19 protein-coding genes are annotated in these 26,196 nt (G+C 62.2%); 11 read left to right on the top strand and 8 right to left on the bottom strand.

Features of this window, described 5'->3' with window-relative positions:
- Nucleotides 1-17 precede the first annotated feature (17 nt).
- The gene (locus CO660_RS04590) at nucleotides 18-1,841 is read left to right on the top strand and encodes a methyl-accepting chemotaxis protein (protein ID WP_097597753.1); all 1,824 of its coding nucleotides are present in this window, start codon (nucleotides 18-20) and stop codon (nucleotides 1,839-1,841) included.
- A gap of 80 nt (nucleotides 1,842-1,921) precedes the next feature.
- Here the strand turns inward: CO660_RS04590 and CO660_RS04585 are convergent, their stop codons facing one another.
- The gene (locus CO660_RS04585; RefSeq protein ID WP_097597752.1) at nucleotides 1,922-2,410 is read right to left on the bottom strand and encodes a DUF523 domain-containing protein; all 489 of its coding nucleotides are present in this window, start codon (nucleotides 2,408-2,410) and stop codon (nucleotides 1,922-1,924) included.
- Between the two features lie 369 nt (nucleotides 2,411-2,779).
- On the bottom strand, nucleotides 2,780-4,894 hold the full coding sequence (gene glyS, locus CO660_RS04580; protein ID WP_097597751.1) for a glycine--tRNA ligase subunit beta: 2,115 nt from the start codon (nucleotides 4,892-4,894) through the stop codon (nucleotides 2,780-2,782).
- Nucleotides 4,895-5,133: 239 nt separating this feature from the next.
- On the opposite strand from glyS, the gene CO660_RS04575 reads away from it, so the two are divergent.
- The 5 genes from CO660_RS04575 (at nucleotide 5,134) to ubiA (ending at nucleotide 11,648) form a co-directional block, all read left to right on the top strand.
- Nucleotides 5,134-7,443, top strand: coding sequence for a Tex family protein (locus CO660_RS04575; protein WP_097597750.1), 2,310 nt, complete (start codon nucleotides 5,134-5,136; stop codon nucleotides 7,441-7,443).
- A 133-nt stretch (nucleotides 7,444-7,576) separates the two neighbouring features.
- Entirely contained in the window at nucleotides 7,577-8,836 is a 1,260-nt protein-coding gene (locus CO660_RS04570) for a cyclopropane-fatty-acyl-phospholipid synthase family protein (protein ID WP_097597749.1), read from the top strand.
- A 34-nt stretch (nucleotides 8,837-8,870) separates the two neighbouring features.
- Entirely contained in the window at nucleotides 8,871-9,452 is a 582-nt protein-coding gene (locus CO660_RS04565) for a histidine phosphatase family protein (protein ID WP_097597748.1), read from the top strand.
- A gap of 270 nt (nucleotides 9,453-9,722) precedes the next feature.
- Nucleotides 9,723-10,535, top strand: a complete 813-nt coding sequence (locus tag CO660_RS04555; RefSeq protein ID WP_097597746.1) for a MipA/OmpV family protein — start codon at nucleotides 9,723-9,725, stop codon at nucleotides 10,533-10,535.
- A 153-nt stretch (nucleotides 10,536-10,688) separates the two neighbouring features.
- Nucleotides 10,689-11,648: a 4-hydroxybenzoate octaprenyltransferase gene (gene ubiA, locus CO660_RS04550; RefSeq protein ID WP_097597861.1), complete on the top strand. Its 960-nt coding sequence runs from the start codon at nucleotides 10,689-10,691 to the stop codon at nucleotides 11,646-11,648.
- Between the two features lie 93 nt (nucleotides 11,649-11,741).
- Here ubiA and CO660_RS04545 read toward each other — a convergent pair whose 3' ends face one another.
- Nucleotides 11,742-12,308, bottom strand: coding sequence for a DUF6101 family protein (locus tag CO660_RS04545; protein ID WP_085777167.1), 567 nt, complete (start codon nucleotides 12,306-12,308; stop codon nucleotides 11,742-11,744).
- A gap of 301 nt (nucleotides 12,309-12,609) precedes the next feature.
- Between CO660_RS04545 and CO660_RS04540 the strand changes: the two genes are divergently transcribed.
- Nucleotides 12,610-15,945 (top strand): DUF1217 domain-containing protein, encoded by a 3,336-nt coding sequence (locus tag CO660_RS04540; protein ID WP_097597745.1) that lies wholly within the window; start codon nucleotides 12,610-12,612, stop codon nucleotides 15,943-15,945.
- Nucleotides 15,946-16,194: 249 nt separating this feature from the next.
- Here CO660_RS04540 and CO660_RS04535 read toward each other — a convergent pair whose 3' ends face one another.
- The 3 genes from CO660_RS04535 to CO660_RS04525 all read right to left on the bottom strand — a co-directional run bounded on the left by CO660_RS04535 (nucleotide 16,195) and on the right by CO660_RS04525 (nucleotide 19,318).
- The gene (locus CO660_RS04535) at nucleotides 16,195-17,631 is read right to left on the bottom strand and encodes an FAD-binding oxidoreductase (protein ID WP_097597744.1); all 1,437 of its coding nucleotides are present in this window, start codon (nucleotides 17,629-17,631) and stop codon (nucleotides 16,195-16,197) included.
- Between the two features lie 29 nt (nucleotides 17,632-17,660).
- On the bottom strand, nucleotides 17,661-18,641 hold the full coding sequence (locus CO660_RS04530) for an L-threonylcarbamoyladenylate synthase (RefSeq protein WP_097597743.1): 981 nt from the start codon (nucleotides 18,639-18,641) through the stop codon (nucleotides 17,661-17,663).
- Nucleotides 18,642-18,709: 68 nt separating this feature from the next.
- Nucleotides 18,710-19,318: a DUF6656 family protein gene (locus tag CO660_RS04525; RefSeq protein WP_085777171.1), complete on the bottom strand. Its 609-nt coding sequence runs from the start codon at nucleotides 19,316-19,318 to the stop codon at nucleotides 18,710-18,712.
- A 403-nt stretch (nucleotides 19,319-19,721) separates the two neighbouring features.
- On the opposite strand from CO660_RS04525, the gene CO660_RS04515 reads away from it, so the two are divergent.
- Both CO660_RS04515 and CO660_RS04510 read left to right on the top strand, forming a co-directional pair.
- Nucleotides 19,722-20,966: an aromatic ring-hydroxylating dioxygenase subunit alpha gene (locus tag CO660_RS04515; RefSeq protein WP_085779976.1), complete on the top strand. Its 1,245-nt coding sequence runs from the start codon at nucleotides 19,722-19,724 to the stop codon at nucleotides 20,964-20,966.
- Between the two features lie 117 nt (nucleotides 20,967-21,083).
- Nucleotides 21,084-21,551 carry a BA14K family protein gene (locus CO660_RS04510; protein ID WP_097597741.1) on the top strand — a complete coding sequence of 156 codons (468 nt, stop codon included), beginning with the start codon at nucleotides 21,084-21,086 and terminating at the stop codon, nucleotides 21,549-21,551.
- 111 nt (nucleotides 21,552-21,662) lie between these two features.
- Here the strand turns inward: CO660_RS04510 and CO660_RS04505 are convergent, their stop codons facing one another.
- Together CO660_RS04505 and CO660_RS04500 are read right to left on the bottom strand one after the other, a co-directional pair.
- Complete coding sequence (locus CO660_RS04505) at nucleotides 21,663-21,926, bottom strand: DUF982 domain-containing protein (RefSeq protein WP_085779977.1); 264 nt, start codon at nucleotides 21,924-21,926, stop codon at nucleotides 21,663-21,665.
- Nucleotides 21,927-22,364: 438 nt separating this feature from the next.
- Nucleotides 22,365-23,360, bottom strand: a complete 996-nt coding sequence (locus CO660_RS04500; RefSeq protein WP_097597740.1) for a transporter — start codon at nucleotides 23,358-23,360, stop codon at nucleotides 22,365-22,367.
- A gap of 206 nt (nucleotides 23,361-23,566) precedes the next feature.
- Between CO660_RS04500 and CO660_RS04495 the strand changes: the two genes are divergently transcribed.
- Together CO660_RS04495 and CO660_RS04490 are read left to right on the top strand one after the other, a co-directional pair.
- The gene (locus CO660_RS04495) at nucleotides 23,567-25,342 is read left to right on the top strand and encodes an acyl-CoA dehydrogenase (protein ID WP_097597739.1); all 1,776 of its coding nucleotides are present in this window, start codon (nucleotides 23,567-23,569) and stop codon (nucleotides 25,340-25,342) included.
- A gap of 10 nt (nucleotides 25,343-25,352) precedes the next feature.
- The gene (locus CO660_RS04490) at nucleotides 25,353-26,105 is read left to right on the top strand and encodes a crotonase/enoyl-CoA hydratase family protein (protein ID WP_097597738.1); all 753 of its coding nucleotides are present in this window, start codon (nucleotides 25,353-25,355) and stop codon (nucleotides 26,103-26,105) included.
- Nucleotides 26,106-26,196 lie beyond the last annotated feature (91 nt).

Raw genomic sequence — 26,196 nt, 5'->3', positions numbered from 1 at the left:
TCCCTTTGCGAGGAATCATGAAAAATCTAAAGATATCGAAGCAGCTCATATTGCTGATCGTCGGCTTGATGGCGGCCTTTGCGATCGCCACGTCCCTGCAGATCCGCTCCTCGGTCGATGCGATTTACACGGAGCGTTACGACATGCTCCGTGCCGAGGTTCAGTCGGCGATCTCGGTTCTCAAGCTTTACCAGGCCAAGGTCACCGCAGGCGAAATGACGCTGGAGGATGCCCAGAAGCAGGCTTACGCCACCGTCAACGGCATGAAATACGATCCTGACGGCTATTTCTTCGGCTATAGCTACGATGTCCAGATGATGTTTCACTACGATGCCTCGAAGGTCGGACAGAACCTAAAGGGGCAGCCGGACAGCAAGGGCAAGCTCTATCGTGAAGAGCTGGTCAAGCTCGGTCAGCAGGGTGGCGGTCTCGTTGAATTTTATTCCACCAGCAAGCCGGGCCAGCCGGCCGGCGATTATCGCAAGACGGCCTATGGCCAGGCCTTCGACCCCTGGAAGGTCGTCGTCGTCACCGGCGTCTATATGGATGATCTCGATGCCCAGATTAACAGCACGATCCTGACCGCGCTCTCCGGCAGCATCGTTCTCTTCGTCCTTGCCATGGCGGCTGCCTACGTCGTCATTCGCGGCATTTCTGGCCCTCTCAACAATGTCCATGCCGCCCTGAAGGCGGTCTCCGAAGAGGACGTTTCCATCGCCATCCCGCATACCGGCATGAACAATGAGGTCGGCATGATGGCGAAGGCGACGCTGTCGCTGCAGGAAAAGATCCGCGAACGCCATCAGATGTCCGATCGCGAGGCAGCCCAGCAGCTGGCGCTGGAAAGCGAGCGCGAAAACAACCTGCGCCAGCAGCAGGACGAGACGGCGCTCCAGGCCCGCGTGGTGGCGACGATCGGCCAGGCGCTGGAACTGATCGCCCGCGGCGACCTTACGGTCCGCTGCGCCGATCTCGGCCAAAAATACGCCGCCCTTCGCGATAACTTCAACGATGCGCTGTCGCATCTCGAGGCTGCCATGGCCAAGGTCAGCGCCAAGGGCAGTGATATCGGCACCAGCAAGGAAGAGATCCGCCGCGCCTCCAACGAGTTGTCGCAGCGGACCGAGCGCCAGGCCGCAAGCCTGGAGGAAACATCCGCCGCCCTCGATGAGCTCACGGTTGCCGTCCGCCAGACGGCCGATGGCGCCCATGAGGCGAGCAAGCGCGTGCACGCCGTCAGTGCCGAGACCACCCATAGCGATGCGATTGTCAGCCAGGCGATTGAGGCGATGAGCGGCATCGAGAAATCGTCTTCGGAGATATCAAAGATCATTGGCGTCATCGACGAGATCGCCTTCCAGACCAACCTCCTGGCTTTGAATGCCGGCGTCGAGGCTGCCCGGGCCGGCGAATCCGGCAAGGGTTTTGCCGTCGTCGCCCAGGAAGTGCGCGAACTTGCCCAGCGCTCCGCCGCCGCGGCAAAGGAGATCAAGGACCAGATCGCCCGCTCCTCCAGCCAGGTCGAACACGGCGTCCGTCTGGTCGGCGAGGCAGGCGAGGCGCTGAAGCGCATCTCCGACCAGATCAAGGCCGCCAACGAGATCGTCGCCAAGATCGCCCACAGCGCCTCCGAGCAGGACACGACGCTGCGCTCGATCTCCTCGTCGGTGAACCAGCTCGACGCCGCCACCCAGCAGAACGCCGCCATGGCCGAAGAGACCACGGCATCGGCCGAGACGCTCGCCAGCGACACCGACGAATTGATCGATCTCATCCGCGGCTTCCGGGTCGGCAATGCCGGCGCTGCTCCCGTTGCACATCAGGGTCGCCGCGCGGCCTAAACGGCGCGGAGGCAACAAGCCTTTTTATCACGAAATTCTTAGCGGCCGTCGGTTCTCCGGCGGCCGTGTCATTTGGAGGCCTATCGTGCGATGCGCTCGATCAGCCGCTCGATTTCACGATCGGAGAACACGTCGACACCGGCCGCTTTGAGAGCCGCCGCCGTCACGCCATTGCCAGCCTGCCGGCGCCCGGAAAATGTGCCGTCATAGATGAACCCAGACCCGCAGGATGGGCTGCCGTCGATGAGCAGCGCAAAGCGGCAACCGGTCTGGCGTGCGAGCGCCACGGCATTTCCGGCCGCCTGCTGGAACTCTTCCGTCACATCGCCGCCCGTCAGCTCTATAACCCGAGCCGTGCCGGCCAGAACCTCTTCGCCGGTCGCTCCATCCGCGATCTCCGCCGGCGGCCGCGGCACCGGCATGCCCGCCGACATCTCCGGACAGATCGTCACCAGCCGCCCTTCGGCCCGCCATCTCTCGATCGCCGGGTGAAGCAACGGCTTCGCCCGCCTGTCATAACGGACGGCGTGCCCCACGAGGCAGGCGCTGACGAGAATCTTGTTTTGCATGGCTGCTTGAGTAACCGCATTGGGGCGGTGACGCTAGGGTTGGATCATCGATGTATGGTGACCGACCAAAACAAACCGCACAAGCAGAGTGCTTGGCATGGATGCTCGGGTCAAGGCAGGTCAAGGCCGAGCATGACGGAGAGATGGGCGGCACTGTTGGCAAGAAAGGACGTCTGCATCTTTCCCATGAAAAGCTGGCTGCGCTCTAGGAAACTGAATTCGAAGTCGCTGATCGTATTGCGTCTGCGGCGCCGCATTTGGCGCAGTGCTCACTCCCCACTCCGTCATCCTCGGGCTTGACCCGAGGATCCATGCGGCAAGCACAGCGTTCGCGTTAGCACTGGCGAGAGCACCCAGCTCAAAATCCGCTCATCCCGAAATCTTCGAGAAATCAGCCACCGTTCCCGTTGCCTCGCGGATCAACCGCAGCAGGGCTAGACGGTTGGCGCGGATCGCGGCATCCTCGTCGTTGACGAGCACGTCTTCGAAGAAGCGGTCGACAGGGCCGCGCAGCTTAGAAAGCGCTTCCATGGCGGAGCGGAAATCTTCGCCGGCAACGGCATTCGCCGCATCCTTCGAGGCGCTCGATATGGCGGCGAACAGCTCCTTCTCGGCATCGAGCCTGAAGAGCGCCGTCGAAACGCCGTCGGCGATGACGGTGCCCTTCTTCTCCTCGGCCGCGAGCAGCTGCGTGGCGCGCTTGGTGCCGGCGAGCAGGTTCTTGCCGTCCTCCGAGGTGATGAAGGCCGTCAGCGCCTCGACGCGGCGCGCCACCATCAACAGATCGTCGGCTTCAGGCGTCAGTATGGCGTCGATCAGATCGTGGCGGGCGCCTTGGTCGCGCAGGTAGACCTTGAGACGGTCATGGAAGAAGGAGAGTAGATCGCCGTCTTTGGTGGTCGCCAGCAACGGCAGGCGGATCCGTCGCTCCAGCAGGATGCGGACGACACCGAGGGCCGCCCGCCGAAGTGCGAACGGATCCTTCGAACCGGTCGGCTTTTCGTCGATCGCCCAGAAGCCGGTCAGCGTGTCGAGTTTGTCGGCAAGCGCCAGCGTAACCGCCACCTTGTCGTCCGGCACGCGGTCCGAGGGGCCTTGCGGCTTGTAATGGTCCTCGATCGCCGCGGCGACGGAGGCGTTCTCGCCCTGCAGCACCGCATATTTGCGGCCCATCAAGCCCTGCAGTTCCGGAAACTCGCCGACGGCTTCGGTGCGCAGATCCGCCTTGGCGAGCACGGCGGCACGATCGACGAGGGTCTGGTCGGCGCCGGTGATCGCCGCCAGTTCCCTTGCCAGCGCCCGGATGCGGGCGACGCGGGCGCCCTGCGTGCCGAGCTTGGCATGAAAGGTCACGTCGAGCGCGTCGAGCTTGGCCATGCGCTGGTCGAGCGGCTTGCTCAGGTCGAGACCGAACTTTGCCGCAGATGCTTTCAGCGTTTCGAGATCGGGCATATCGCCCTGGTCGCGCTTCCAGAAATGCAGGGCATCCGAAAGCCGGGCGCGCACGACCTTGCCGTTGCCGTGAACGATTTCCTTGCCGCCGTCGCTCGCCTGGATGTTGGAGACGAGAACGAACCTGTTCGACAGCGTCTCTTCACCCTGCCTGCGGGTTACGAAACACTTCTGGTTGGTCTTGATCGTCAGGCGGATGATCTCCGAGGGAATGGAGAGATAATCCTCCTCGAAGGAACCCATCAGCACCTGCGGCCATTCGACGAGGCCGGAAACTTCCTCCAGCAGGCCTTCGTCTTCCACCAGTTCGAGCCCGTTGGCAAAAGCGATGTCGCGCGCGTCATGCAGGATGATGTCCTTGCGCCGCTCGGCGTCGAGGATGACTTTCGCCTTTTCCAGGCTCGCCACGTAATCGTCGAAACGCCGGACGGTGATTCCCTCGGGCGCGTGGAAGCGATGGCCGTAGGTGATGTTGGAGGCGGTGATGCCGTCGATTTCAAACGGGATGACGGTGGTTTCTTCATGCTCCGGGCCAAAGGTGCAGACGATCGACTGCAGCGGCCGCACCCAGCGCATTGCGCCGGGCTTGGAGGAAGCCTTGCCCCAGCGCATCGATTTCGGCCAGGGGAAATCGCGGATGATGCCGGGCATCACTTCGGCGACGATCTCTTCCGTCGAGCGGCCGGGTTTGGAAATCACAGCGACGTAGAAATCGCCCTTCTTCGGGTCGCTCACCACCTGGGCCTCAGAGACGGACGAAAGGCCGGCGCCGCGAAGAAAGCCCTCGATCGCCTTCTCGTTGGCGTCGGTGCGCGGCCCTTTGCGCTCCTCGCGCACATCGGCCGAGCGCGCCGTCAGGCCGTGAATGTCGAGCGCCAGCCGTCGTGGCGTCCAGTATTCGCGCGCGCCTTCATAGGACAGGCCGGCTTCGACGAGCGCATCGGTGACGAGCTTCTTCAGGTCGCCCGCAGCCTTGCGCTGCATGCGGGCCGGAATCTCTTCGGAGCGAAGTTCGAGAAGAAGGTTTGGCATGTCACTCTTTTCCTTGCGCCCGCGGGCAGGGCGATCCAAAAACGTTGCTTCTGCTATCAAAGAATGCCGCATCTGCACAACCGCAAAAACGGAAGAGAGCAATGGGGTAGTGGGCAACGGTTGGCGTTGTGCCGTGTAGCCCCAACCCGTCAACTTCCGCTGTGGAAACCCCAGTCGGGCATTGCCTTGCCGCTTTTCGCCGCTATGGTCCCGCAACTTTCGTCGACATAGGGAATCCCATGGCCGCAGACCTCCGTTTTCTCGCAGCCCGCATCTCCGCCGAAATCAATGCCCGGCCCGACCAGGCCAAGGCCGCCATCGAGCTGCTCGACGAGGGGGCCACCGTGCCCTTTATCGCCCGCTACCGCAAAGAAGTGACGGGCGGGCTCGATGACACGCAGCTGCGCGATCTCGCCGAGCGGCTGGTGTACCTGCGCGAGCTCGAGGCCCGGCGCGACACGATCGTCGAATCGATCACCGGTCAGGGCAAGATGACTGAGGAGCTGATGGCCAAGGTCGCGGGTGCCGCAACCAAGGCGGAGCTCGAGGATCTCTATCTGCCCTATAAGCCGAAGCGGCGTACCCGCGCCGAAATCGCCCGGGAACGCGGCCTCGGCCCGCTTGCCGAGGCGATCCTTGCCGATCGCGGCCGGGAGCCAGCGGTGCTCGCTGAAGGCTTCGTCACGGCTGATGTGCCCGACGTGAAGACGGCGCTTGAAGGCGCGCGTGATATCATCGCCGAAGCCATTGCCGAAAATGCCGACCTGCTCGGCAAGTTGCGCGCCCATATGCGTCAGGCTTCGCTGCTGAAAGCCAAGGTCGTCGATGGCAAGCAGGCGGCGGGTGAGAAGTTTTCCGACTATTTCGACCACTCCGAACGCTGGGCGACCGCGCCCGGCCACCGGGCGCTTGCCATGCTGCGCGGCTGGAACGAGGAGGTGCTGACGCTGACGATCGAGGCCGATGCCGAGACCGCCTCGCCGAATAAGCCGGTCGAACGGATGATCGCCGCTGCTTACGAGATCGGCACGAGTCGCCCCGGCGACCGCTGGCTGATGGAGGTCGCCAGCTGGACCTGGCGGGTGAAGCTTTCCATGTCGCTGTCGCTCGACCTGATGCGCGAGCTGCGCGAAAGGGCCGAAGAGGAGGCGATTCACGTCTTCGCCCGCAATCTCAAGGACCTGCTACTGGCCGCACCCGCCGGCTCGCGCGCGACGATGGGCCTGGATCCCGGCATCCGCACCGGCGTCAAGGTCGCTGTCGTCGACGGCACCGGCAAGGTGGTGGCGACCTCGACCGTCTATCCCTTCCAGCCGAAGAACGACGTGCGCGGCGCCCAGATCGAACTCGCCTCGCTGATCCGCAAGCACAATGTCGAGCTGATCGCGATCGGCAACGGCACCGGCAGCCGCGAAACGGAAAAGCTGGTGGCCGACATGCTGGCCGATCTGCCGGCCCCGAAGCCGACCAAGGTCATCGTCTCGGAAGCCGGCGCCTCGGTCTATTCCGCCTCGGCGACCGGCGCGGCGGAGTTTCCCGATCTCGACGTATCGCTGCGCGGCGCCGTCTCCATCGCCCGCCGCCTGCAGGATCCGCTCGCCGAGCTCGTCAAGATCGAGCCGAAATCGATCGGCGTCGGCCAGTATCAGCACGATGTCGATCAGCAGAAGCTGTCGCGTTCCCTCGATGCCGTCGTCGAAGACGCGGTGAACGCCGTCGGCGTCGATCTGAACACCGCCTCTGCGCCATTGCTTGCCCGTGTCTCCGGCCTCGGCCCGTCGATCGCCGAGGCCATCGTCCGCCACCGCGACAGCGAGGGCCGCTTCGAGACGCGGCGCGATCTGCTGAAGGTCGCACGCCTCGGCGGCCGCACCTTCGAACAATGCGCCGGCTTCCTGCGCATTCCGAACGGCAAGGAGCCGCTCGATGCCTCCTCGGTGCATCCCGAGGCCTACGGCGTCGCCAAGAAGATCGTCGCCGCCTGCGGCCGCGACCTGCGCACGCTGATGGGCGATAGCGCCATCTTGAAATCGATCGATCCGCGTCAGTTCATCGACGAGAAATTTGGCCTGCCGACGGTGAAGGATATCATCGCCGAGCTGGAAAAGCCCGGGCGCGACCCGCGTCCGAGCTTCAAGACCGCGACCTTCGCCGAGGGCGTCCACGAGATTTCCGACCTGACGCCCGGCATGGTGCTCGAAGGCACGGTCACCAATGTCGCGGCCTTCGGCGCCTTCGTCGATATCGGCGTGCACCAGGATGGCCTGGTGCATGTGTCGCAACTCGCCGATCGCTTCGTCAAGGACCCGCATGAGGTGGTCAAGGCGGGCGATGTCGTCAAGGTGCGGGTCGTGGAAATCGATGCCAAGCGCAAGCGCATCGGCCTTTCGATGCGCCGCGACGATGGTTCTTCTGCGTCTCAGGCGCGGGGTGATTCTCGCGCAAGTCAGGGCGCCCGGCCGCAGAATGAGCGCCGGCCCGCAGCTCCGAAAGCGGAGGGCCAGGGTGCTTTCGGCGCTGCACTCGCTGAAGCCATGAAGCGAAAATAAGGATTTAGCCGGTATTCTGGCAAAAATGCCACAGTTTGGCAGCGTTCTGCGCTGACTGCTAAATCCGGCGCTTGTAAGGCGAGTGAGAGCTATTAAGTTGATGTGACCATCCTGTCACATTTGCGAGGCGTCCATGGCGTCGGCTTTCTTCTCGATCGTCCAGCAAATCATCCGCAAGGGTTCGTTGAAGCTTACCCTTGCCAACGGCGAGACCCACGTGATCGGCGACGGCACCGGCGACTTGGTGGTCGCCCGGCTTGCCGATCAGGAGGCTGAAGACGCCATCCGCCGCGACCCGACGATGAAGCTCGGCGAGATGTACATGCAGGGCCGGTTCATTCTCGAACAGGGCAACATCTACGACTTCCTGTCGCTGGTGAAGCAGAACACCACCAACGAGATCTTCGACTTCAAGATGGCGGCGCTGCTCGTCGGCCGTATCGCCTGGCAGCAGCTGAAAAGCCGCGTGCCGATCAATCGTAACAAGCACAATGTCGCCCATCATTACGATCTCTCGGCCAAGCTCTTCGATCTTTTCCTCGACGAGGACTGGCAATATTCATGTGCCTATTTCAACCCGCCGGGCATCAGTCTCGACGAGGCGCAACTCGCCAAGAAACGCCATATCGCAGCCAAGCTGCTGCTTAAGCCCAACCAGCGCATCCTGGAAATCGGCTCCGGCTGGGGCGGCATGGGCATGTATCTGGCGGAGGCGACGGAGGGAGCCGATTTCACCGGTATCACGCTGAGCGAAGAGCAGCTGAAGGTCTCCCGCTTACGCGCCGAGAAACGCGGTCTTTCCGAGCGGGTACGTTTCGAGCTGCAGGATTACCGCACCATGACGGGCAGGAAGTTCGACCGCATCGTCTCGGTCGGCATGTTCGAGCATGTCGGGATCGGCAACTACGGCAATTTCTTCCGCAAGGTCTCGGACCTGCTCGACCACAACGGCGTCATGGTGCTGCATTCGATCGGCCGTCCGAAGCCGAGCTTCGGCACCAATGCCTTCATCGAGAAATATATTTTTCCTGGCGGCTACATCCCTTCCGTCGGAGAGGTGCTGCCGCCGCTTGAAAAGGCCGGGCTTCTGGTCAAGGATGTCGAAATCCTGCCGATGCATTACGCCTATACGCTGCGCCACTGGCGCGAGCGTTTCGTGGCGCGCAAGGCCGAGGCGGTGGCCCTTTACGACGAACAGTTCTTCCGCATGTGGGAATTCTATCTCGCCGGCTCGGAAATGGGCTTCCGCTGGGATGAGCTGTTCATCCTGCAGATCCAGATCGCCAAGAACCAGTTCGCCGTTCCCGACAACCGCAACTACATCGCCGAGAATGAAGCCAAGCTGAAGGAATTCGAGGCGCGGCGGGCGCCGCTGGAAAAGGTGACGTTCTGAACCGCCGCAGCGTTTGGAATGAAAGAGAATGCGGATGAGCAGTGCGTTTCCCGAAATATATTTGGTTCGACACGGTGAAACCGAATGGAGCCTGTCCGGGCGCCATACCGGGCGCAGCGATATTCCCTTGACGGCGAATGGTCAAGCCGCCGCTCGAAAACTTGCCGAGCGGCTGGCCGGCCTTTCCTTTTCCGCCGTTTGGTCGAGCCCGTCGGCGCGAGCCCGCAACACCTGCGCTCTCGCCGGCTTCGGAGCGGGCGCTCTGATCCGCGACGACCTCGCCGAATGGGACTATGGCGCCTATGAAGGTGTCACGACGAAGGCGATCCTGGCGGAACGTCCCGGCTGGCAGCTCTTTCGCGACGGCTGCCCGAACGGCGAAACGGCTGCCGATGTCGGTGCCCGCGCCGATGCCGTCATCCATGCGCTTCGCCAAGCGGCAGCGCCCATCCTGATCTTTTCCAGCTCGCATTTCCTGCGCGTGCTGGCCGCCCGCTGGCTTGGCCTGCCGCCGCAGGGTGGCGCGCATTTCGTGCTCGATACCGCCAGCATCAGCGTGCTCGGTTATGAGCACGACCTGACCGAGCCGGTCATCCGCCGCTGGAACCAGAGATAGGGCAAATTCCATAGCTGGCGTCGGCCCGTGCGGCTCCCTCGTCCGACCCTTCGGGCCACCTTCTCCCCGCTGGGGAGAAGGGGACGTGTCGCGAGGTCTCAATCCCCTCTTCTCCCAAGCGGGAGAAGGTGCCCGTAGGGCGGATGAGGGGGCCGCACGGCATGAGTTTCATGAGTTTCACTGTGGTTAACATTGGGGTAACGACATCAGGATAAGTCTAGCGGCCGCCGCTCTCCGCGGCTTTGTTTTTGCGTTTCCTGGAGTGCAGACGTGTCTCATCGATCAGTCGTATCGATTTCTTTTCTTATTGCTTTTTCATCCGTTGGTTCGGCCACCGCGCAGGAAAGCGGCCAGCATTTCTGGTCCGGCGACTGGTATCTGAGCGTTGGTGTCGCCGGCTTTTCAGCGCCGAAATTCGAGGGTTCACGGCGTTATGAATTCCGGTTCAGCCCGCTGATTTCGGCCGGCCGGCAGGGCTCGGCTCCACGCTTTTCCTCGCGCAACGACAATCCGTCCTTGGCCCTCATGGATAATGGCACCTTCCGCGCCGGCATCGTCGGCAAATTCGTGCCTTCGCGCGATGAGGGCGACGGTCACGAGCTGAAGGGCATGAAGAAGGTCAAATGGGGAGCGGAAGCCGGTGGCTTCGTCGAAGTTTATCCGACCGATTTCCTGCGCGCCCGCGCCGAAGTTCGCCAGGGCATCCGCTCGCATGACGGCGTCGTTGCCGATCTCGCCGTTGATGCCTTCACCGATATCGCCCCCAACCTGCAACTGTCAGGCGGTCCGCGCGCGACATTCGCCACCAGCGGCTATTATGATGCCTATTACGGCGTCAACGCCAAACAGGCGGCGGCGAGCGGGCTTGATCAATACAAGCCGTCGTCGGGCATCCAGTCCTATGGCGCCGGTGCGGCTCTGACATGGAAGGCGACGGAAAACCTGTCGGCCAGCTCTTTCCTCGAATACAAACGACTGGCGGGTCCGGCGGCCGACAGCAGTCTCGTGCGGCAGCGCGGCTCGAAGAACCAGGTGCTCATCGGTGTCTCGGCGACCTACAGGTTCAATTTCTCTCTGCAGTGATCAAATCATGTCCCGGAAGTGTGCCGCGGTTCCGGGCGTCATGCATCACAAAGAGCCAAAGCGATCACAGGAATCAGATTTGATGCGACACGCTTCTGGCGCCGTCGCGATCGCTTCTTGACCGGATCGCCAGCCCGCCGCTAGATGGATGGCATGCAAGATACCGGCGAGTTCAACGATCGCGTCTCCGACGCACCTTCCGATAACTGGGTTTACCGGACCCTGCCGCCATGGCTCTGGCCTTATGCGCAGCTTGCACGCTGGGATCGCCCGATCGGCTGGGAGCTCTTGATGTGGCCGTGCTTCTGGTCGGCCACGCTCGCCTCCAACGCGGCGATCGGCCAAGGGCTCTATTCCGGCAGCCTGCTGGTCTCCCACCTTTTCCTCTATTTTATCGGTGCCGTCGCCATGCGCGGCGCCGGCTGCACCTATAACGATCTCGTCGATCACGAGATCGACATGGAAGTGGCGCGCACCCGTTCGCGTCCGCTGCCCTCGGGCCGCGTCACCCGCGGACGCGCGAAGATCTTCATCGGCATTCAGGCGCTGGTCGGCCTCTTCGTGCTCTTGCAGTTCAACTGGTTCACCGTCTTTCTCGGCCTGCTTTCGCTCGGCATCGTGGCACTTTATCCCTATGCCAAGCGCTTCACCGACTGGCCGCAATTTTATCTCGGCCTTGCCTTTTCCTGGGGCGCGCTGATGGGCTGGGCCGGCATTCTGGGCGGCCTCTCCTTTGCCGCCATCCTGCTTTATGCCGCCTCCGTCGCCTGGACGATCGGTTACGACACCATCTATGCACATCAGGACAAGGAGGATGACGAGCTGATCGGTGTCCGCTCCACCGCGCGCCTCTTCGGCGATAAGACGAGGCAATGGCTGATCGGCCTTTATGGGCTGACGCTGGTGCTGATGTTTGCGGCCTTCGCGCTCGCCGGCGCCAATCTCATCGCCTTTCTGGCCTTGTTCGGCGCGGCCGGCATGTTCGCCTGGCAGATCATCCGCCTTGATATCAACGATCCCGCCCAATGCCTGGCGCTCTTCAAGTCGAACAACCGCGTCGGCCTGACCATATTCGCCGGGCTGTTCTTTTCGCTGCTCTTTGCCATTCCCTGAATGGAATGGTTCGTGAAACGATAAACCCGGCACGAGGGCCGGGTTTGGCTTCTTCCAGATCTTCCTGCCGAGATGGCACAGTCGCGATTTCGGTCAGTTGCGGGCGATGATTTCCTTGCCTTCGATCTTCATGGCGACGCCCAGCTGCCCGGTGGTGCGACGCACGAGAAAGCGCGGACGGCGATTGGCGAAGTAGGAATGACGGCGACGCGGCTTGAGGTCACTGGTGCGCAGCGCCCCGATATGGTCCTCGAGCGGCCGGGCGACGCCATCTGCCTCGACCATCAGCATCGGAATGCGGAAGGCCTCCGACCAGCTGCGCCAGTCGGCGGCGATGTCGCTGAGATCATGGGCAACGAGCAGCGGAATGCAGAGCTCGGGATCGGCGTGGTGAAGTTCGAGCGTGACGGTGACCTCGCCGTCGCCATGGTCGATGGCGCGGGCGGCGACACCCTTGAAGACGCGCCTCGGCAGGGCAATCGAGAGCGGCAGACCGCTGGAGGGAAGGACTTTCCGCAGCACTGCGCCACGTTCGTCTATCGTGATGCTGACATCATCCGAACAATCATGGATGGCGTAGCTGATTTGCTGCGGGAAGCGGGACGGATCGAGACGCAGCGTCGTGCCAGCCCAAACGGGCTTCAAAACGGGATTGTTCATTTCATTCTACCCTTGTCTTACCTGAGAGCCGGTTTGCGGTCTTCTCCTCGGGACTTTTCGTCCTCTATGGCCGACAATAGGCGGCCCCCCTTCCGTACTGCTTAAAAATTGCGGTTAAGAAAACTTTGCCTCCCCTGATGGTTATCAAAACCGAATCCGGCAGGGTTTCCGGAAGGTGAACGGCTGGCTGACCTGAAATGGCGCAGTCGAAAGGTAAGTCTCGGGTAAGCTTTGCGTGGCAAAATGGGCTTACCAGCAGTTTGTCGTTCTTTTAGAGATTTTGCCGAAAAGGGCGCTTTTCATGATCACGGCCTCCCTCGCTTACACGATCCTGTCGAAGGACATGACGTCGAGCTTGAACAAGGTCGCCTCGCAGGCGACGGTCAAGAAGGATGCCCAGTACTACGCCGACAATATCAACAAGGTCAAAGACGTCGACGACTTTCTCGGCGATTACAAGCTCTACAGCTACGCCATGAAGGCCTATGGCCTCGAGGATATGACCTATGCCAAGGCCTTCATGAAGAAGGTGCTGGAAAGCGATCTCACGGACCCGAACAGCTACGCCAACAAGCTCTCCGATACGCGCTACCGTGAATTCGCGGCCGCCTTCAACTTCAATGCGCCCGAGAAGGACGTTCAGACCGACGCGCAGGAAGACGAGCTCATCGGCCTGTACAAGCAGTCCTTCGTCGATGCCGACAAGGCGGCGGCCACCGAGAGCACCTATTACAGCAACAATATCGACAGCGTGCAGACCGTCGACGACCTGGTCAACAACACCCGGCTGCGCACCTATGTGCTGAAGGCCTTCAAGATCGATCCCACCTATGCCTCGAAGGATTTCCTGCGGCAGGTGCTGACGAGCGATCTTAGCGACCCGACAAGCGTCGTGAACGCGCAGGGCGGCGACAAGTACAAGGCGCTTGCGGCCCAATTCAGCTTCAATGCCGACGGTACGGTCAACGGCAGCGCCCAGACCGCGACGCAGAAGGCGTCGATCATCGAGACCTATACGCTGAATAACCAGTCCGTCATCATCGACAATTCCGTCGGTTCTGATGTCGTCTATGTCAGCAAGACGGCGGCCGAATACAACCAGGCCTATTATACTGCCAAGATCGGCACGATCACCAATGTCGACGATCTCGTCGCCGACAGTCGTCTGACGTCCTATATCAAGACCGCCTACAGCATGGGCGCCGATTTCACCGCGCCGGCGCTGCGCATGGTGTTGACCGACCCCGGCTACGCCCAGCTGATGGGCTTCACCAATGTCTACAACGCCTTCAATTTCAAGGCCGACGGCACGACATCGACAACGGCGCGTGCACAGACGATCGCCCAGTCGAACAAGCTGAAGGACGCGGCGGCAAGCACCGCCAATTATTATAGCGTGACCTCGCGGTCGAGCAGCATCACCAATGTCGACGACCTGCTCGCCGACAGCGTTCTGGCACGCTATATCAAGGATGCCTACGGCCTCGGCAGCAGTTTCAGCAATGCCGAGCTGAAGAGCATTCTGACGGACTCGACCTATGCCGCCGCCCAGGGGCATTCCGATCTCAATGCCGACTTCAACTTCCAGGCTGACGGCTCGATCAACGGGTCGGTGATTCAGACCGACGCGCAGCGCAAGTCGACCACCGACAAATCGGCGGCGAACGCAACGCACTTCAACAGCATGATCGGCAATGTCACCAATGTCGACGACATCATGTCCGATTCCGTCGCCGTTAGCTATCTCAGAACCAGCATGCAGATCGCCGACAGCGTCTCCGACGCAACGCTGAGGAGCTTCCTCGTCGATCCCTCGGCGGCCAGCGCCCAGGGCTACAGCGACGTCCACGATCTGTTCAATTTCAAAACGGACGGCTCGGTCGCGACCCTCTATGCCACGCAGAGCGCGGCGCAAAGCGCCAGCACGGCAAGCAAGGCCGACGATGCCGCCGTCTATTACCAGGCAACCATCGCCGGCATCTCCAATGTCGACCAGCTGCTGGCCGACCGGCGGCTGAATAATTTCATCCGCAACGCTTACGGCATCCCCTCGACCGTCAGCGATGTCGATCTGCGCGCTATCCTGACCGATCAGAGCGGCACCGGCACCTATGCCGACGTCGCTGCCGCCTTCAACTTCAAGGCGGACGGTTCGCTCGAGGACGGCATGGCGGCACAGACGTCCGCCCAGATCACCAACACGAAAATTGCCGCCACGGCGCGCACGGACGACTATTCCGCCCGTATGGCGACGATCTCCAATGTCGATGATCTCATCGCCGATCCTGCAATCACCAACTTCCTGAAGAGCACCTACAATCTGCCGTTCGATATCACGGACGCCGATCTCAGGAGCATCCTGACTGATGCGACCGCCGCCGCCGCGGCCGGCTATTCCGACCTCAATGCCGATTTCAATTTTGCCGCCGACGGATCGCTTCCCGTCGTCAGCTCGATCCAGACCGCAGATCAGGCGCAGACCACCAACGACAACTACATGGCGCGCTATGACGACGAGCGCGACGAGGCGATCGAAGAAGTTGCCGACAATTACAAGAGCATGATGGCAGACAGCAGCAGCCTCTTGAACTTTTCCGACGTCAAGACCGTCAATGATTTCCTGCGCACCAATCGAACGGCCGATTTCACCAGGAGCAACGACAACCTGCCGGATCTCTATCATGTCGCGCTGCAGGCCTTCGGCTTGACCGATCAGGACGTGCCGCGCTCGATGATGCGCAAGATCCTGACGAGCGATGCCTACGATCCGGACGGCTATATCGCCTCGCTCAAGGACGAGCGAATTACCAATCTCGCCCGCGCCTTCAATTTCGGCCCCGACGGCAAGGCGGCCGCACCCCTCCAGGCGCTGCCCGACGCGACCATGGCCAAATACGCCACCGACTACAAGGCGCATGTGACCATGCTGCTGAAGGCCGGCCCGGTAAAGGACAAGGCATCGAAGGACGCAACCGCCGAGGTGGATTATTTCGCCAAGGGTATGGCGAAAGTGCAGTCGCTCGACGATTTCCTCGCTGACAGCCGCCTGACCGATCTGGTGTTGAAGGCGAACAACCTCGACCCGAAGGATTACGACAAGGCGACGCTGAAGAAGATCTTCACTTCCGATCCCGACGACAAGAAGAGCTACCTCAACACCAAGGCCGATGCGCGCTTCAAGGATATCGTCGCTGCCTTCAACTTCGACAAGGACGGCAATCTGACCCGTGCCAAGATCGGCGCCATCCAGAACGAGGCGGCCGAGGACAATACCCAGGAGCTCTACCTGCAGCAGACGCTGGAAACCCAGCAAGGCGAAAGCAACGACGGCGTCCGCCTGGCGCTCTATTTCAGCCGCAAAGCCTCCAGCATCACCTCAATCTATTCGCTCCTTGGCGACAAGGCGCTTTATCAGGTCATCACCACGGCTTACAGCCTGCCGTCACAGATATCGGGCATGGACGTCGCCAAACAGGCCGATCTCATTAATCGTTTCGTCAAGCTCGAGGACCTCCAGGATCCGAAGAAGGTGGACAAGCTGCTGCGGCGCTTCACCGCGATGTACGACGTCCAGAACAGCACCCAGCAGTCGCCGGCCCTGCAGATCCTGACCGGCGGCGGCACGCAGCAGGCGTAAGGTGGTTCGAGCAACGGGAAATTGCTCCGAGTTTCCCACGATCAGCAGGCTCAAGCCAAGACCGGCCATTCGTACGGACGGCTGCTCCTCACCCTAACCCTCTCCCCGTAAACGGGGCGAGCGTGCCCTGCGATGAGGTTGGTGAGGAACGGAGAGGCTGCGGCATATCCCCTTCGCCCCGCGTGCGGGGGTCCGAAGGGCGGGTCGAGACCCGTGGCTCGACCCCGGCAGGCGGATGAGGGGCAAACCTCATATCTCGAGACTGACCACCTTCCCGGGGTTCATGATACCAGCCGGATCGAAGGCGCGCTTGATGCGGCGCATCAGCTCGATTTCGATCGCCGGGCGGATTGCCGCCAGTTCGTCGCGCTTCAGCTGGCCGATGCCGTGTTCGGCCGAGATCGAGCCGCCATGGGCGAGCACCAGTCCATGCACGATGTGGTTCATTTCGCGCCAGCGTGCGATGAAGGCGGCCTTGTCGGCGCCGATAGGCTGGGAAATATTGTAGTGAATATTGCCGTCGCCCATATGGCCGAAGGCGCAGATGCGGGCGCCCGGCATGGCTGCCATGACGACTTTCTCCGCCTCGGCCATGAAATGCGGGATCTTCGACACCGGCACGGAGACGTCGTGCTTGATTGAACCGCCTTCCGGCTTCTGCGCGTCCGACATGCTCTCGCGCATGTGCCAGATCGCCTTCTGCTGGGCGACGGAGGCGGCGATCGCGGCGTCCTGCACCAGCCCGGTCTCGAAGCCCTGTTCCAGCACGCCGTTCATCATCCGCTCCGCCGTCTCGGCCGAATCCGAGGTCGAGATGTCGATCAGCACGTACCAGGGGTAGGCCGCTTCCAGCGGATCGCGCACGCCGTCGATATGACGGGTGGTGATCTCGACGCCGAAGCGCGGCATCAGTTCGAAACCGGTGAGGGAGGTGCCGCAGAGGCTGGCGGCAAGGTTGAAAAGCGCAAGCGCATCCTCGACCGAATTGAGGCCGGCAAACGCCACCTGATGACCGAGCGGCTGAGGAAACAGCTTCAGCACCGCGCCGGTGATGATGCCGAGCGTGCCTTCGGCGCCGATGAAGAGATCGCGCAGGTCATAACCGGTATTGTCCTTCTTCAGGCGGCGCAGACCATCCCAGATCTCGCCAGTCGGCAGCACCACTTCGAGGCCAAGGCAGAGCTGGCGCATATTGCCATAGGCAAGCACGGCCGTGCCGCCGGCATTGGTGGAGAGATTGCCGCCGATGCGGCAGGAGCCCTCCGAGCCGAGCGAGAGCGGAAACAGCCGCCCATGCGCTTCGGCCGCTTTCTGCACATCGGCCAGGATCGCGCCGCCATCGGCGACCAGCACGTTCGCCACCGGGTCGACGTCGCGGATCCTCGTCATGCGTTCGAGCGACAGGATGATGTCGGCCTGCCCCGTGCGCGGCGTCTGGCCACCGACGAGGCCGGTATTGCCGGTCTGCGGCACGATCGCCGTTTTGGTCTCGGTCGCGAGCTTCATGATCGCGGAGACCTCCTCGACCGAGCCGGGCTTCAGCAGGAGAGGGGAGGAGCCGTGATAGAGCCCACGGTTTTCGATCAGGTGCGGCGCCAGATCGGCCTCGCTGCGCAGCGCATATTTTTCGCCGACGATTGCTGCGAAACGGTCGAGAAGATCGGTGAAAATGCCGGCGCTGCTCATCAGGTCGATCCTCTATCGCTTCTATCGGGTCAGTTGGTCGCGCGGGGCGCGGCAGCCCTTTGCAGCCGGTCGTTGATGGCTTCGCCGAGCCCGTCGTCCGGGATCGGCGAGAAGGCAATACTCGATACGCCGCTGGCATCGGCACGCTTCATATAGTCGAAAAGATTGGCCGCCGCTTCCGCCAGGTCGCCGCGTGGGCTGAGATCGAGGACGATGCGTGCCCTACGCGCGCCTTCGACCGCCGCACCGCCGAAGGCGATCAGCGCTTCGCCTGGTTCCACTTTGGTCGCATTGAGGCGCACGCTGGCGCCCGGCGCATAATGCGAGGCGAGCATGCCGGGCGCCTCGATTGCCGCCGATGCCTTTTTGGCGCGCAGCAGCGGCTGGCCTGCGACCCGCTCGATCTCGCGCGCCGCCAGCCCGCCGGGGCGAAGCAGCCGCAGCCGGCCACCCTCCGCCTTGACAATGGTCGATTCGACGCCGACGGCGCTCGGTCCCGCATCGAGGATCAATGGAATTCTCGCCCCGAGATCGGCTTCGACATGGGCAGCACTTGTGGCACTGATGGCGCCTGACGTATTGGCGCTCGGCGCCGCGAGCGGCCGTCCGAAGGCGCCGATCAGGGCACCGGCGAAGCCCTTGGGCACACGCACGCCGACGCTGTCGAGACCGGCGGTCGCCAGAGCGTGGATCGGGCTTTCAGCCTTCAGCGGCAGCACCAGCGTCAGCGGGCCGGGCCAGAAGGCTTCGGCGAGCGCCCGCGATACCGGGTCGAACTCGGCATGGTGCTCGGCCATATCGAGATCGGCCATATGGCAGATCAGCGGGTTGAAGCGCGGCCGTCCCTTGGTCTCGTAGATGCGGGTGATGGCTGCCGGATTGGTGGCGTCGGCCGCAAGGCCGTAGACCGTCTCCGTCGGCATGGCGATGGCAAAGCCTTGGGAAAGAGCGGCACAGGCCGCTTCGAGCGCCGCCTGCCTGTCTGCTCTGATATCGATAATGCGTGCCATATGCTGCCCGTCTCTGGTTCCGGCAGTCATTAGGCTTTCCGTCGCCGGCGATCAATCGCCTTGTTCGCTCACAATTGTCGGATGATTTCGCGCAGCTGTTCGTTGCGGGCGCCGAGCAGCAGGATGTTGCGGATCGCTGCCTGCGGATCGTGGGTGCGAAAGAGCAGCCCGTTGCCGCGCACCGATCGATCGATCGTCATCTTTTCGGAGGACTCCTCGCCCGGCTTGATCGCGACGGCAAAATACATCCGCGAATAGCCGACGTCGATCCGTTCGAAGAAGTTGTCGTTGTCGCCGATTTCGGAATAGAAGTTGGCGATGTAGAAAGCCCAGCTGACCTCCTCGTAGCGGGCGAATTTCGTGCGCGCTGCGGTGACGTGGCAATAGCCGAGATGCGGGCTGTCCTCCAGCGTCCGGTGGAAGATCATCTTCGGAAACTGGATCGAGTGGTGGAAGCCGTTGATGTGCTGATGCGTCTTCTCGCCAGCCGCCTGCAGCTTGCGGCCGGTCTTTGCGGCGACCTCATCATGGGTGAGGTAGCGCCTTTCCTCGGCCAGCCAGTGGCGCCGGTCGCGGGGGATGCGGCCGGTGCGCAGGAATTCGGAATGGGCGGCGACCAATGGCCGCTCCTGCGGCCGGATTACTTCTTTCGCGTCGAAATAGCGGAGTCTGGCCATGGTTTACATGCTTTGTCGGTCTGAGGTCGGCAGCAGGATAAGAGCGTATGCTTAACGCAGCATTAAGATACGGCCGTCGCATCGGCCGGAAGCCGGCAATGTCGTAAATGCGACAATCGCCGATACCGGAGAGCCGCCTTCTTTGCCGATCCGGTCTTTACGCAATGTCGCAATTGACGATAATTGCCTGCAGAGTCGGACATCGGGTCGACCGGGAAGGGCTGTTTTGAAGCCTCCGCGCTTCCTGTCGTCAATTTCGAAGCCGATGTCGCATTACAACCAAGCGGCAGGAATGCCAGGTGATTAAATGGCGCCATGAGCAATTCTCCCGCAGGAGAAGGTTAGCAGGCGCGCTTCCATAGCCTTCCGCTGAAGGCGGCAGCCGGTGCACGAGGACATGAAGATGGATATTCGCAGCAACGTTTTACGTCAGCTCAAGAACCGCCGCGAGGGCTTCAGCCTCGAACAGCCGTTCTACACCGACGAGGATTATTTCAAACTCGACATGGAGATGATCTACTATCGCGACTGGCTGTTCATGGGCCATGATTGCGAGTTGCCGAAGCCGGGCGCCTATTTCACCGTCCAGATCGGCACCTATCCGGTCGTCATCGTCCGCGGCCGTGACAATGTCATCCGCGCCTTCCACAACAGCTGTCGTCATCGCGGCTCGCGCGTCTGCACCAAGGAGCACGGCTCTTCCGTGCGTCTCGTCTGCCCCTATCATCAGTGGACTTACGATCTCGACGGCAAACTTGCCTTTGCCCGTCACATGGGCGATGATTTCGACAAAACCGGCTTCAACCTGAAGCCCGTCCACTGCGAGAGCGTCGCAGGCTATATTTTCATCTGCCTTGCCGACGTCGCCCCCGATTTCAAGCCGGTGCGCGACACGATCGAGCCCTATATGGCGCCGCATCGGATCGGCGAGACCAAGGTGGCTTTCCAGAGCACGATCATCGAGAAGGGCAACTGGAAGCTCGTCTGGGAAAACAACCGCGAGTGCTACCACTGCGCCGCCAATCACCCGGAACTCTGCCGCACCTATCCGGAAGCGCCGAGTGTCACCGGCACAGACGGCGGCGCCGACGATCCGGAGATTGCAGGCCATTGGGCGCGCTGCGAGGCCGCCGGCCTGCCGAGCAAGTTCCAGATCTCGCCGGATGGCCAGTTCCGCACCGCCCGCATGCCGCTGATCGAGGATGCCGAAAGCTACACCATGTCGGGCAAGCCGGCCGTGCAGCGCCGGATCTCCGACGACATCTCGATCAATCGTATCGGCACGATGCTGCTCTTCCACTATCCGACGACGTGGAACCATCTGCTCGGCGACCACGCTATCTCCTTCCGAGTGCTGCCGCTCAGCGCCAACGAGACGGCGGTGACGACCAAGTGGCTCGTCCACAAGGACGCCGTGGAAGGCGTCGATTACAATCTCGAGGAACTGACGCACGTCTGGACCGAGACCAACGACCAGGACCGCCGGATCGTCGAAGAGAATGCCTTCGGCATCCACTCGCCCGCCTATGAGCCCGGCCCCTATTCGGCCGTGCACGAGGGCGGCGTCATGCAGTTCCTCGAATGGTATTCGAACTTCATGGTGAACCGCCTGCAGGGTGAAACGGCGAAAATCTCCGCCGTCGCCTGAGCGCGCCGGTTGACCCCGCTTATCCAAAAGCGGCCCGTTCCGGCCGCTTTTGGAACCATTTTCTCCCGAAAGCGTTGCAAGACCAAGCGGTTATCGCTGCTGAATGGAGAGAAAGAAATGATCGGCCTGAGAAACAAAATTGCGACCGCGGTATTGGCCGCCGCCGTCGTGCTGACGGGCTTCGTGCCGTCGCAAGCAATACAGATGCCGGCCGCGCCGCAGGTTGGAAAAACCTCGGCTGTCGAGAACGTCCAATACTACCGCGATTATTATCGGCCTTACCGCCGCGACTACTACCGGCCCGGCTATCGCCCCGGCGCCTACTACCGGCCCGGCTGGTATGGCGGCTATCGCGGCTATTCCTACTACCGCCCCGGCTATCGCCGCTATAACGGCTACTGGTATCCGCTCGCCGCCTTCGGCACCGGCGCGATCATTGCTGCTCCGCGCTACGCCGCGCCCGCGCCGCGCATGGGTTCGGCTCACGTCGCCTGGTGCGCGAACCGCTACCGGTCCTACCGCGCCTACGACAACACCTTCCAGCCTTATAACGGCCCACGCCAGCAGTGCTATTCGCCTTATTGATAGGTCCCGAATGCCGCCCGTCACCCTTCCCCTTTCCCGCAAACGGAAGAGGGAAGGGCCAACGTGGGGAGCGAAGCGGAGGGCCGTGGCACGAAGCAACGGCGCAACAACTCAGTGAACGACGGTGATCACCGGAATGCCTGCTTCCTTGGCGGCACGGATAAGCGCGTACCGTGCGTCCTCAGCAGGAAGGTCCCCGTGGATCGCATCCCGGCAAGCCTTCACCGCGGTCAGATATTCTTCCCCGTCGTCGAGCGGCCAGCAAGCCGTCAGCATCTGGGCCGCCTCCCAAAGGCTCGCGACAAGCTTGTATTTTTCCGGCCCGTTCACAACGAGCATCAGCGGGCTGAATTCTCCAGGTGTGTGCCACTTCATGACATCAGGCCTCCCCACGGTGAACATATTAGTAACCGTGCAAGAACCGTTCCGCGCGAGGTGGTGGCATGAAGCAGCTAATTCACGCGGGCACCGATCTCCGGGATTGCCCGCCATCGCCGAGGTCATAATCAGATGGACGAAGCGTCGCAATGCTGACAGTGGCCGCGTCCCGCATGATGCGATAGGCGCAACGCCGCGCCATCCGCTGCGTCGGCGGCGAATTGGCAAGAGCGTTAACCCACTCTCGGCCTTGAGCTACCTTGAGCAGAGGATCCATGCCCGGTGCTGGTGGAGGAGGCCTACATGAATCCTCGGGTCAAGCCAGGTCAAGCCCTGGGATGACGGAGCGTTGGGTGAGCTCTGTGGCAAGTACCGCGACGTTTGACGGAATAGGAGCGAGCTCGCACTCCGAGAGTCACGCCGAACCTTTCACCCTCAAAGAATATCCACCCGCCGCAGCAGCCACCAGGCGAAGACGATCGAGGCGATGATCAGGATGATGGCGTATTCCGTGCCGTAATCGCCGACGGCGAAGGGCAGGTTGGCGGTGTTCATGCCGAAGAAACCCGTCACCAGCGTCGGCGGCAGCAGGAAGGCCGTCATGATCGACAGCAGATAGAGGTGGCGGTTGGTCTCTGAGGATTGTTTCGAATCGATTTCTTCGTGCAGCAGCCGGGCCCGGTCCTGCAGGGCATAGACATCGTGGTCGACCGTTTCCAGCCGGCTCGTCAGCCGCCGGGCCACATCGTCGAAGCCGAAGGGCATCTCGTCCTCGTCGGCTGCCCCGGCGCGGCGCATCAGCGCCAGCACGGTGCGCAGATGCCGGTGCAGCCGCACCACGGTTCGCCGGACCGGCGCCAGCCGCCGGCGCTCGTCGCGCGGCGCATTGTCGTAGACGATATCCTCGATCTGGTTGAGTTCCTCGGTGAGTTCGATGACGATCGCGATCAGCGTCCGCTGGAATTCGATCACAAGCAGTTCGAAGAGATCGACCGGTCGCGAGAATTTGCCTGGATTCTTCTCGATCAGCGTGCGCGCCCGCTCGACGCTGCGCAGCGGCTGCAGCCTTGTGGTGATGATGAAGCGATCCGACATGGCGAAATGCAGCCAGCCGAGATTGTTGGTGTCCTGGTCGAAATCGCGCTGGCAATCGACGAGCGTGCCATAGAGCATCTGCTCGTCAACGGTCAGCGCCGCATGCGTGTCATGCGTCGTCAAGGCCGATCTCGCCTCCTCCGTCAGTCCGTCGAGCGTCTCGAGCAGGGCCGGCACACGGGCGTCGACGAGGTTGAGATGCAGCCAGTAGAAACAGTTCTCGGCGATCAGATCCGCTACCGTCGCGGTGTTGGTCAGCCGCACCGCCGTCTTTTCATCCGGCGAGAAACGATAGGCCCAGACGAAACCGGGTATGTTGACGGGCAATGTATCCATCGGTCGCCGATCCTTTGCGAGGGCGATATATTGTCTTCAGTTCTCCATGCCGTCCATGGGCGCCGCTGTGCAAGAAGAAAGCGCCATGCCGGGTGGAATTATCGCATTGCGTCGTATGAATCAAAATTGACGTTTACGTAAAAATCAACTAGCCCTTGCCGGGGAGGGCTTTGCATGAGGTGCAGGCACCCGACGGAGGAGAAAGCATGTACAAGGCGCCCGTTGAGGAAATCGCGTTCACATTGAAGCATGTAGCCGGCATGGGCGAGGCGATGTCGAACGGTCTTTTTGACGATCTCGGCGAGGATCTCGTCGACGCCATCCTGGCCGAGGCGGGACGTTTTGCCACAGAGGAGGTGGCGCCGCTCGCCGAGATCGGTGACCGCCAGGGCGCCCGCCTCGTCGATGGCGAGGTCCGGCTGCCGGATGGCTGGCGTGATCTCTACCGCAGCTGGATTGCAGGTGGCTGGAACGGCCTGACGGCGCCAGAGGCTTTCGGCGGCCAGGCCTTGCCTGACATGCTGAATGTCGCGGCTCTCGAAATGTGGAATTCCGGATCCATGGCTTTTGCGCTCGCTCCGACGCTGACCATGGGCGCCATCGAGGCGGTCAGCACCCATGGCAGCGCCGCGCTCAAGGAGAAATATCTGGCAAAGATGGTCTCGGGCGAGTGGACAGGCACCATGAACCTGACCGAGCCGCATGCCGGATCCGATCTCGGCGTCCTGAAGGCCCGTGCCGAACGCAGGCCCGACGGCAGCTATCGCATATCGGGTCAGAAGATCTTCATCACCTGGGGCGAACACGACGCTGCCGACAACATCATCCATCTGGTGCTGGCGCGGCTGCCGGATGCACCGGCCGGCACGCGCGGCATCTCGCTCTTCCTGGTGCCGAAATTCCTGGTGAACGACGACGGCTCGCTTGGGCCCCGCAACGATCTCTTCTGCCACGCGCTGGAGCACAAGCTCGGCATTCATGGTTCGCCGACTTGCACGATGATCTATGGCGACGGCCGGTTCGGCGACGAAAAGGGGGCGATCGGCTGGCTGGTCGGCGAGGAGCACAAGGGGCTCGCCTGCATGTTCACGATGATGAACAATGCGCGCCTCGCCGTCGGCATGCAGGGCGTGGCGATCGCCGAGGCCGCCACTCAGAAGGCTATCGCCTATGCAAGCGAACGCACGCAGGGCAAGGCCCCGGGCTGGTCGGGCGCCGGCATGAGCCCGATCATTGAACATCCCGATGTCGCCCGCATGCTCCTGACCATGAAGGCGCTGACCCAAGGCTCGCGCGCCATCTCCTATGCCTGCGCCCACGCGATCGACATGTCCCGCCGGGCACCCGACGGCCGCCATTGGCAGGAGCGTGCCGCGCTTTTGACGCCGATCGCCAAGTCCTTTTCAACCGATGCCGGCGTCGAGGTCGCCTCGCTTGGCATCCAGGTGCATGGCGGCATGGGCTTCATCGAGGAGACCGGTGCGGCCCGTTATCTCCGCGATGCCCGCATCGCGCCGATCTACGAGGGCACCAACGGCATTCAGGCGATCGATCTCGTTACACGCAAGCTGCCGCTTTCCGGCGGCGATCAGGTAAAAGGCTTCATCGCCGAGTTGAAGGGGATCGCCGACGATGTCCGCCGCTCGAATTTCGATGGTTTCGGCGAGACGGCCGCGCGCCTCGATGCAGCCGTCGCCGACCTGGAGCAGGCTACGATCTGGCTCCTGAAGGCGCTGGCAGATGACAGGACCGCGGAAGCGCTTGCCGGCGCCACGCCCTATCAGCGCCTGTTCGGGCTGGTGCTCACCGGCTGTTATCTTGCCAAGGGTGGCCTGGCCGAGAGCGGCGACGGCAAAGCCGAGGGCCGCATCGCGCTCTGCCGCTTCGCCGCTGAAAACCTGCTTTCCGAGACCGCAGCCCTTCGCGACCGGATCGTCAACGGCGCGGCAAGCCTTGCCGCCGCCCGCATTCTGCTTGCCTGAGGAGATCCCCATGACTGATCATATCGTCGTCGAGCAGCCTTCCGCCCATCCCGGCGTCCAGCTCATCCGCTTCAACCGGCCGGAAAAAAAGAATGCTTTTACGCGGGCGATGTACCGCACCATGACCGATGCGCTGAATGCCGCCAATGCGGACGCAAACATCAGGGTGACGGTCTTCCTCGGCACTGAAGGCAGCTTTTCCGCCGGCAACGACATCGGCGATTTTCTGGCCGTCGCCATGGGCGGCGGCATGGGAGAGGAACTGATCGATTTTCTCTACGCGCTCGTCAGATCCGAAAAGCCGCTGGTCTCCGGCGTCGACGGCCTGGCGATCGGCATCGGCACGACCCTCAACCTGCATTGCGACCTGACGATCGCCTCCGACCGCAGCCAGTTCCGCACGCCCTTCGTCGATCTGGCGCTGGTGCCGGAAGCGGCGTCGAGCTTGATTGCTCCGCGCATCATGGGTCACCAGCGGGCTTTTGCCATGCTCGCTGCCGGAGAGGCCTTCAGCGCCGAGGAGGCACGGGAGGCCGGGCTTGTCTGGAAGGTGACGACGCCGGAAGAGGTTGAAAGACAGGCATTGGCCGCTGCCTCAAACCTCGCCGCCAAGCCGCCCGAGGCGCTGCGCATCTCCCGTGAGCTCGTCCGCGGTCCGCGGGAGGAAATTATCGCCCGTATCGATGAAGAGGCTCGCCATTTCTCAGCCCGACTGAAAAGTGCAGAGGCGCGGGCCGCTTTCGAAGCTTTTATGCGACGTTGAGCCCCTATAATCTCATGGTTTTTGCTGAAATTTTAAGCTCCTTTTAAGTATAAGCTAAATAACTAGAGCGCGACGGATTCCTCGGCCGTCC

Source organism: Rhizobium sp. L9, assembly GCF_002531885.1.
GTDB lineage: Bacteria > Pseudomonadota > Alphaproteobacteria > Rhizobiales > Rhizobiaceae > Rhizobium.
This window is presented reverse-complemented; position numbering and strand designations above follow the sequence as displayed.

What these genes read in the sequence shown, in the direction of transcription:
- CO660_RS04490 (WP_097597738.1), top strand. Translation starts at nt 25,353, where the DNA reads ATGACTGATCATATCGTCGTCGAGCAGCCTTCCGCCCATCCCGGCGTC.
- CO660_RS04565 (WP_097597748.1), top strand. Translation starts at nt 8,871, where the DNA reads ATGAGCAGTGCGTTTCCCGAAATATATTTGGTTCGACACGGTGAAACC.
- CO660_RS04585 (WP_097597752.1), bottom strand. Translation starts at nt 2,410, where the DNA reads ATGCAAAACAAGATTCTCGTCAGCGCCTGCCTCGTGGGGCACGCCGTC.
- CO660_RS04505 (WP_085779977.1), bottom strand. Translation starts at nt 21,926, where the DNA reads ATGAAGTGGCACACACCTGGAGAATTCAGCCCGCTGATGCTCGTTGTG.
- ubiA (WP_097597861.1), top strand. Translation starts at nt 10,689, where the DNA reads ATGCAAGATACCGGCGAGTTCAACGATCGCGTCTCCGACGCACCTTCC.
- CO660_RS04515 (WP_085779976.1), top strand. Translation starts at nt 19,722, where the DNA reads ATGGATATTCGCAGCAACGTTTTACGTCAGCTCAAGAACCGCCGCGAG.
- CO660_RS04540 (WP_097597745.1), top strand. Translation starts at nt 12,610, where the DNA reads ATGATCACGGCCTCCCTCGCTTACACGATCCTGTCGAAGGACATGACG.
- CO660_RS04500 (WP_097597740.1), bottom strand. Translation starts at nt 23,360, where the DNA reads ATGGATACATTGCCCGTCAACATACCCGGTTTCGTCTGGGCCTATCGT.
- CO660_RS04535 (WP_097597744.1), bottom strand. Translation starts at nt 17,631, where the DNA reads ATGAGCAGCGCCGGCATTTTCACCGATCTTCTCGACCGTTTCGCAGCA.
- CO660_RS04590 (WP_097597753.1), top strand. Translation starts at nt 18, where the DNA reads ATGAAAAATCTAAAGATATCGAAGCAGCTCATATTGCTGATCGTCGGC.
- glyS (WP_097597751.1), bottom strand. Translation starts at nt 4,894, where the DNA reads ATGCCAAACCTTCTTCTCGAACTTCGCTCCGAAGAGATTCCGGCCCGC.
- CO660_RS04530 (WP_097597743.1), bottom strand. Translation starts at nt 18,641, where the DNA reads ATGGCACGCATTATCGATATCAGAGCAGACAGGCAGGCGGCGCTCGAA.
- CO660_RS04495 (WP_097597739.1), top strand. Translation starts at nt 23,567, where the DNA reads ATGTACAAGGCGCCCGTTGAGGAAATCGCGTTCACATTGAAGCATGTA.
- CO660_RS04575 (WP_097597750.1), top strand. Translation starts at nt 5,134, where the DNA reads ATGGCCGCAGACCTCCGTTTTCTCGCAGCCCGCATCTCCGCCGAAATC.
- CO660_RS04570 (WP_097597749.1), top strand. Translation starts at nt 7,577, where the DNA reads ATGGCGTCGGCTTTCTTCTCGATCGTCCAGCAAATCATCCGCAAGGGT.
- CO660_RS04525 (WP_085777171.1), bottom strand. Translation starts at nt 19,318, where the DNA reads ATGGCCAGACTCCGCTATTTCGACGCGAAAGAAGTAATCCGGCCGCAG.
- CO660_RS04510 (WP_097597741.1), top strand. Translation starts at nt 21,084, where the DNA reads ATGATCGGCCTGAGAAACAAAATTGCGACCGCGGTATTGGCCGCCGCC.
- CO660_RS04545 (WP_085777167.1), bottom strand. Translation starts at nt 12,308, where the DNA reads ATGAACAATCCCGTTTTGAAGCCCGTTTGGGCTGGCACGACGCTGCGT.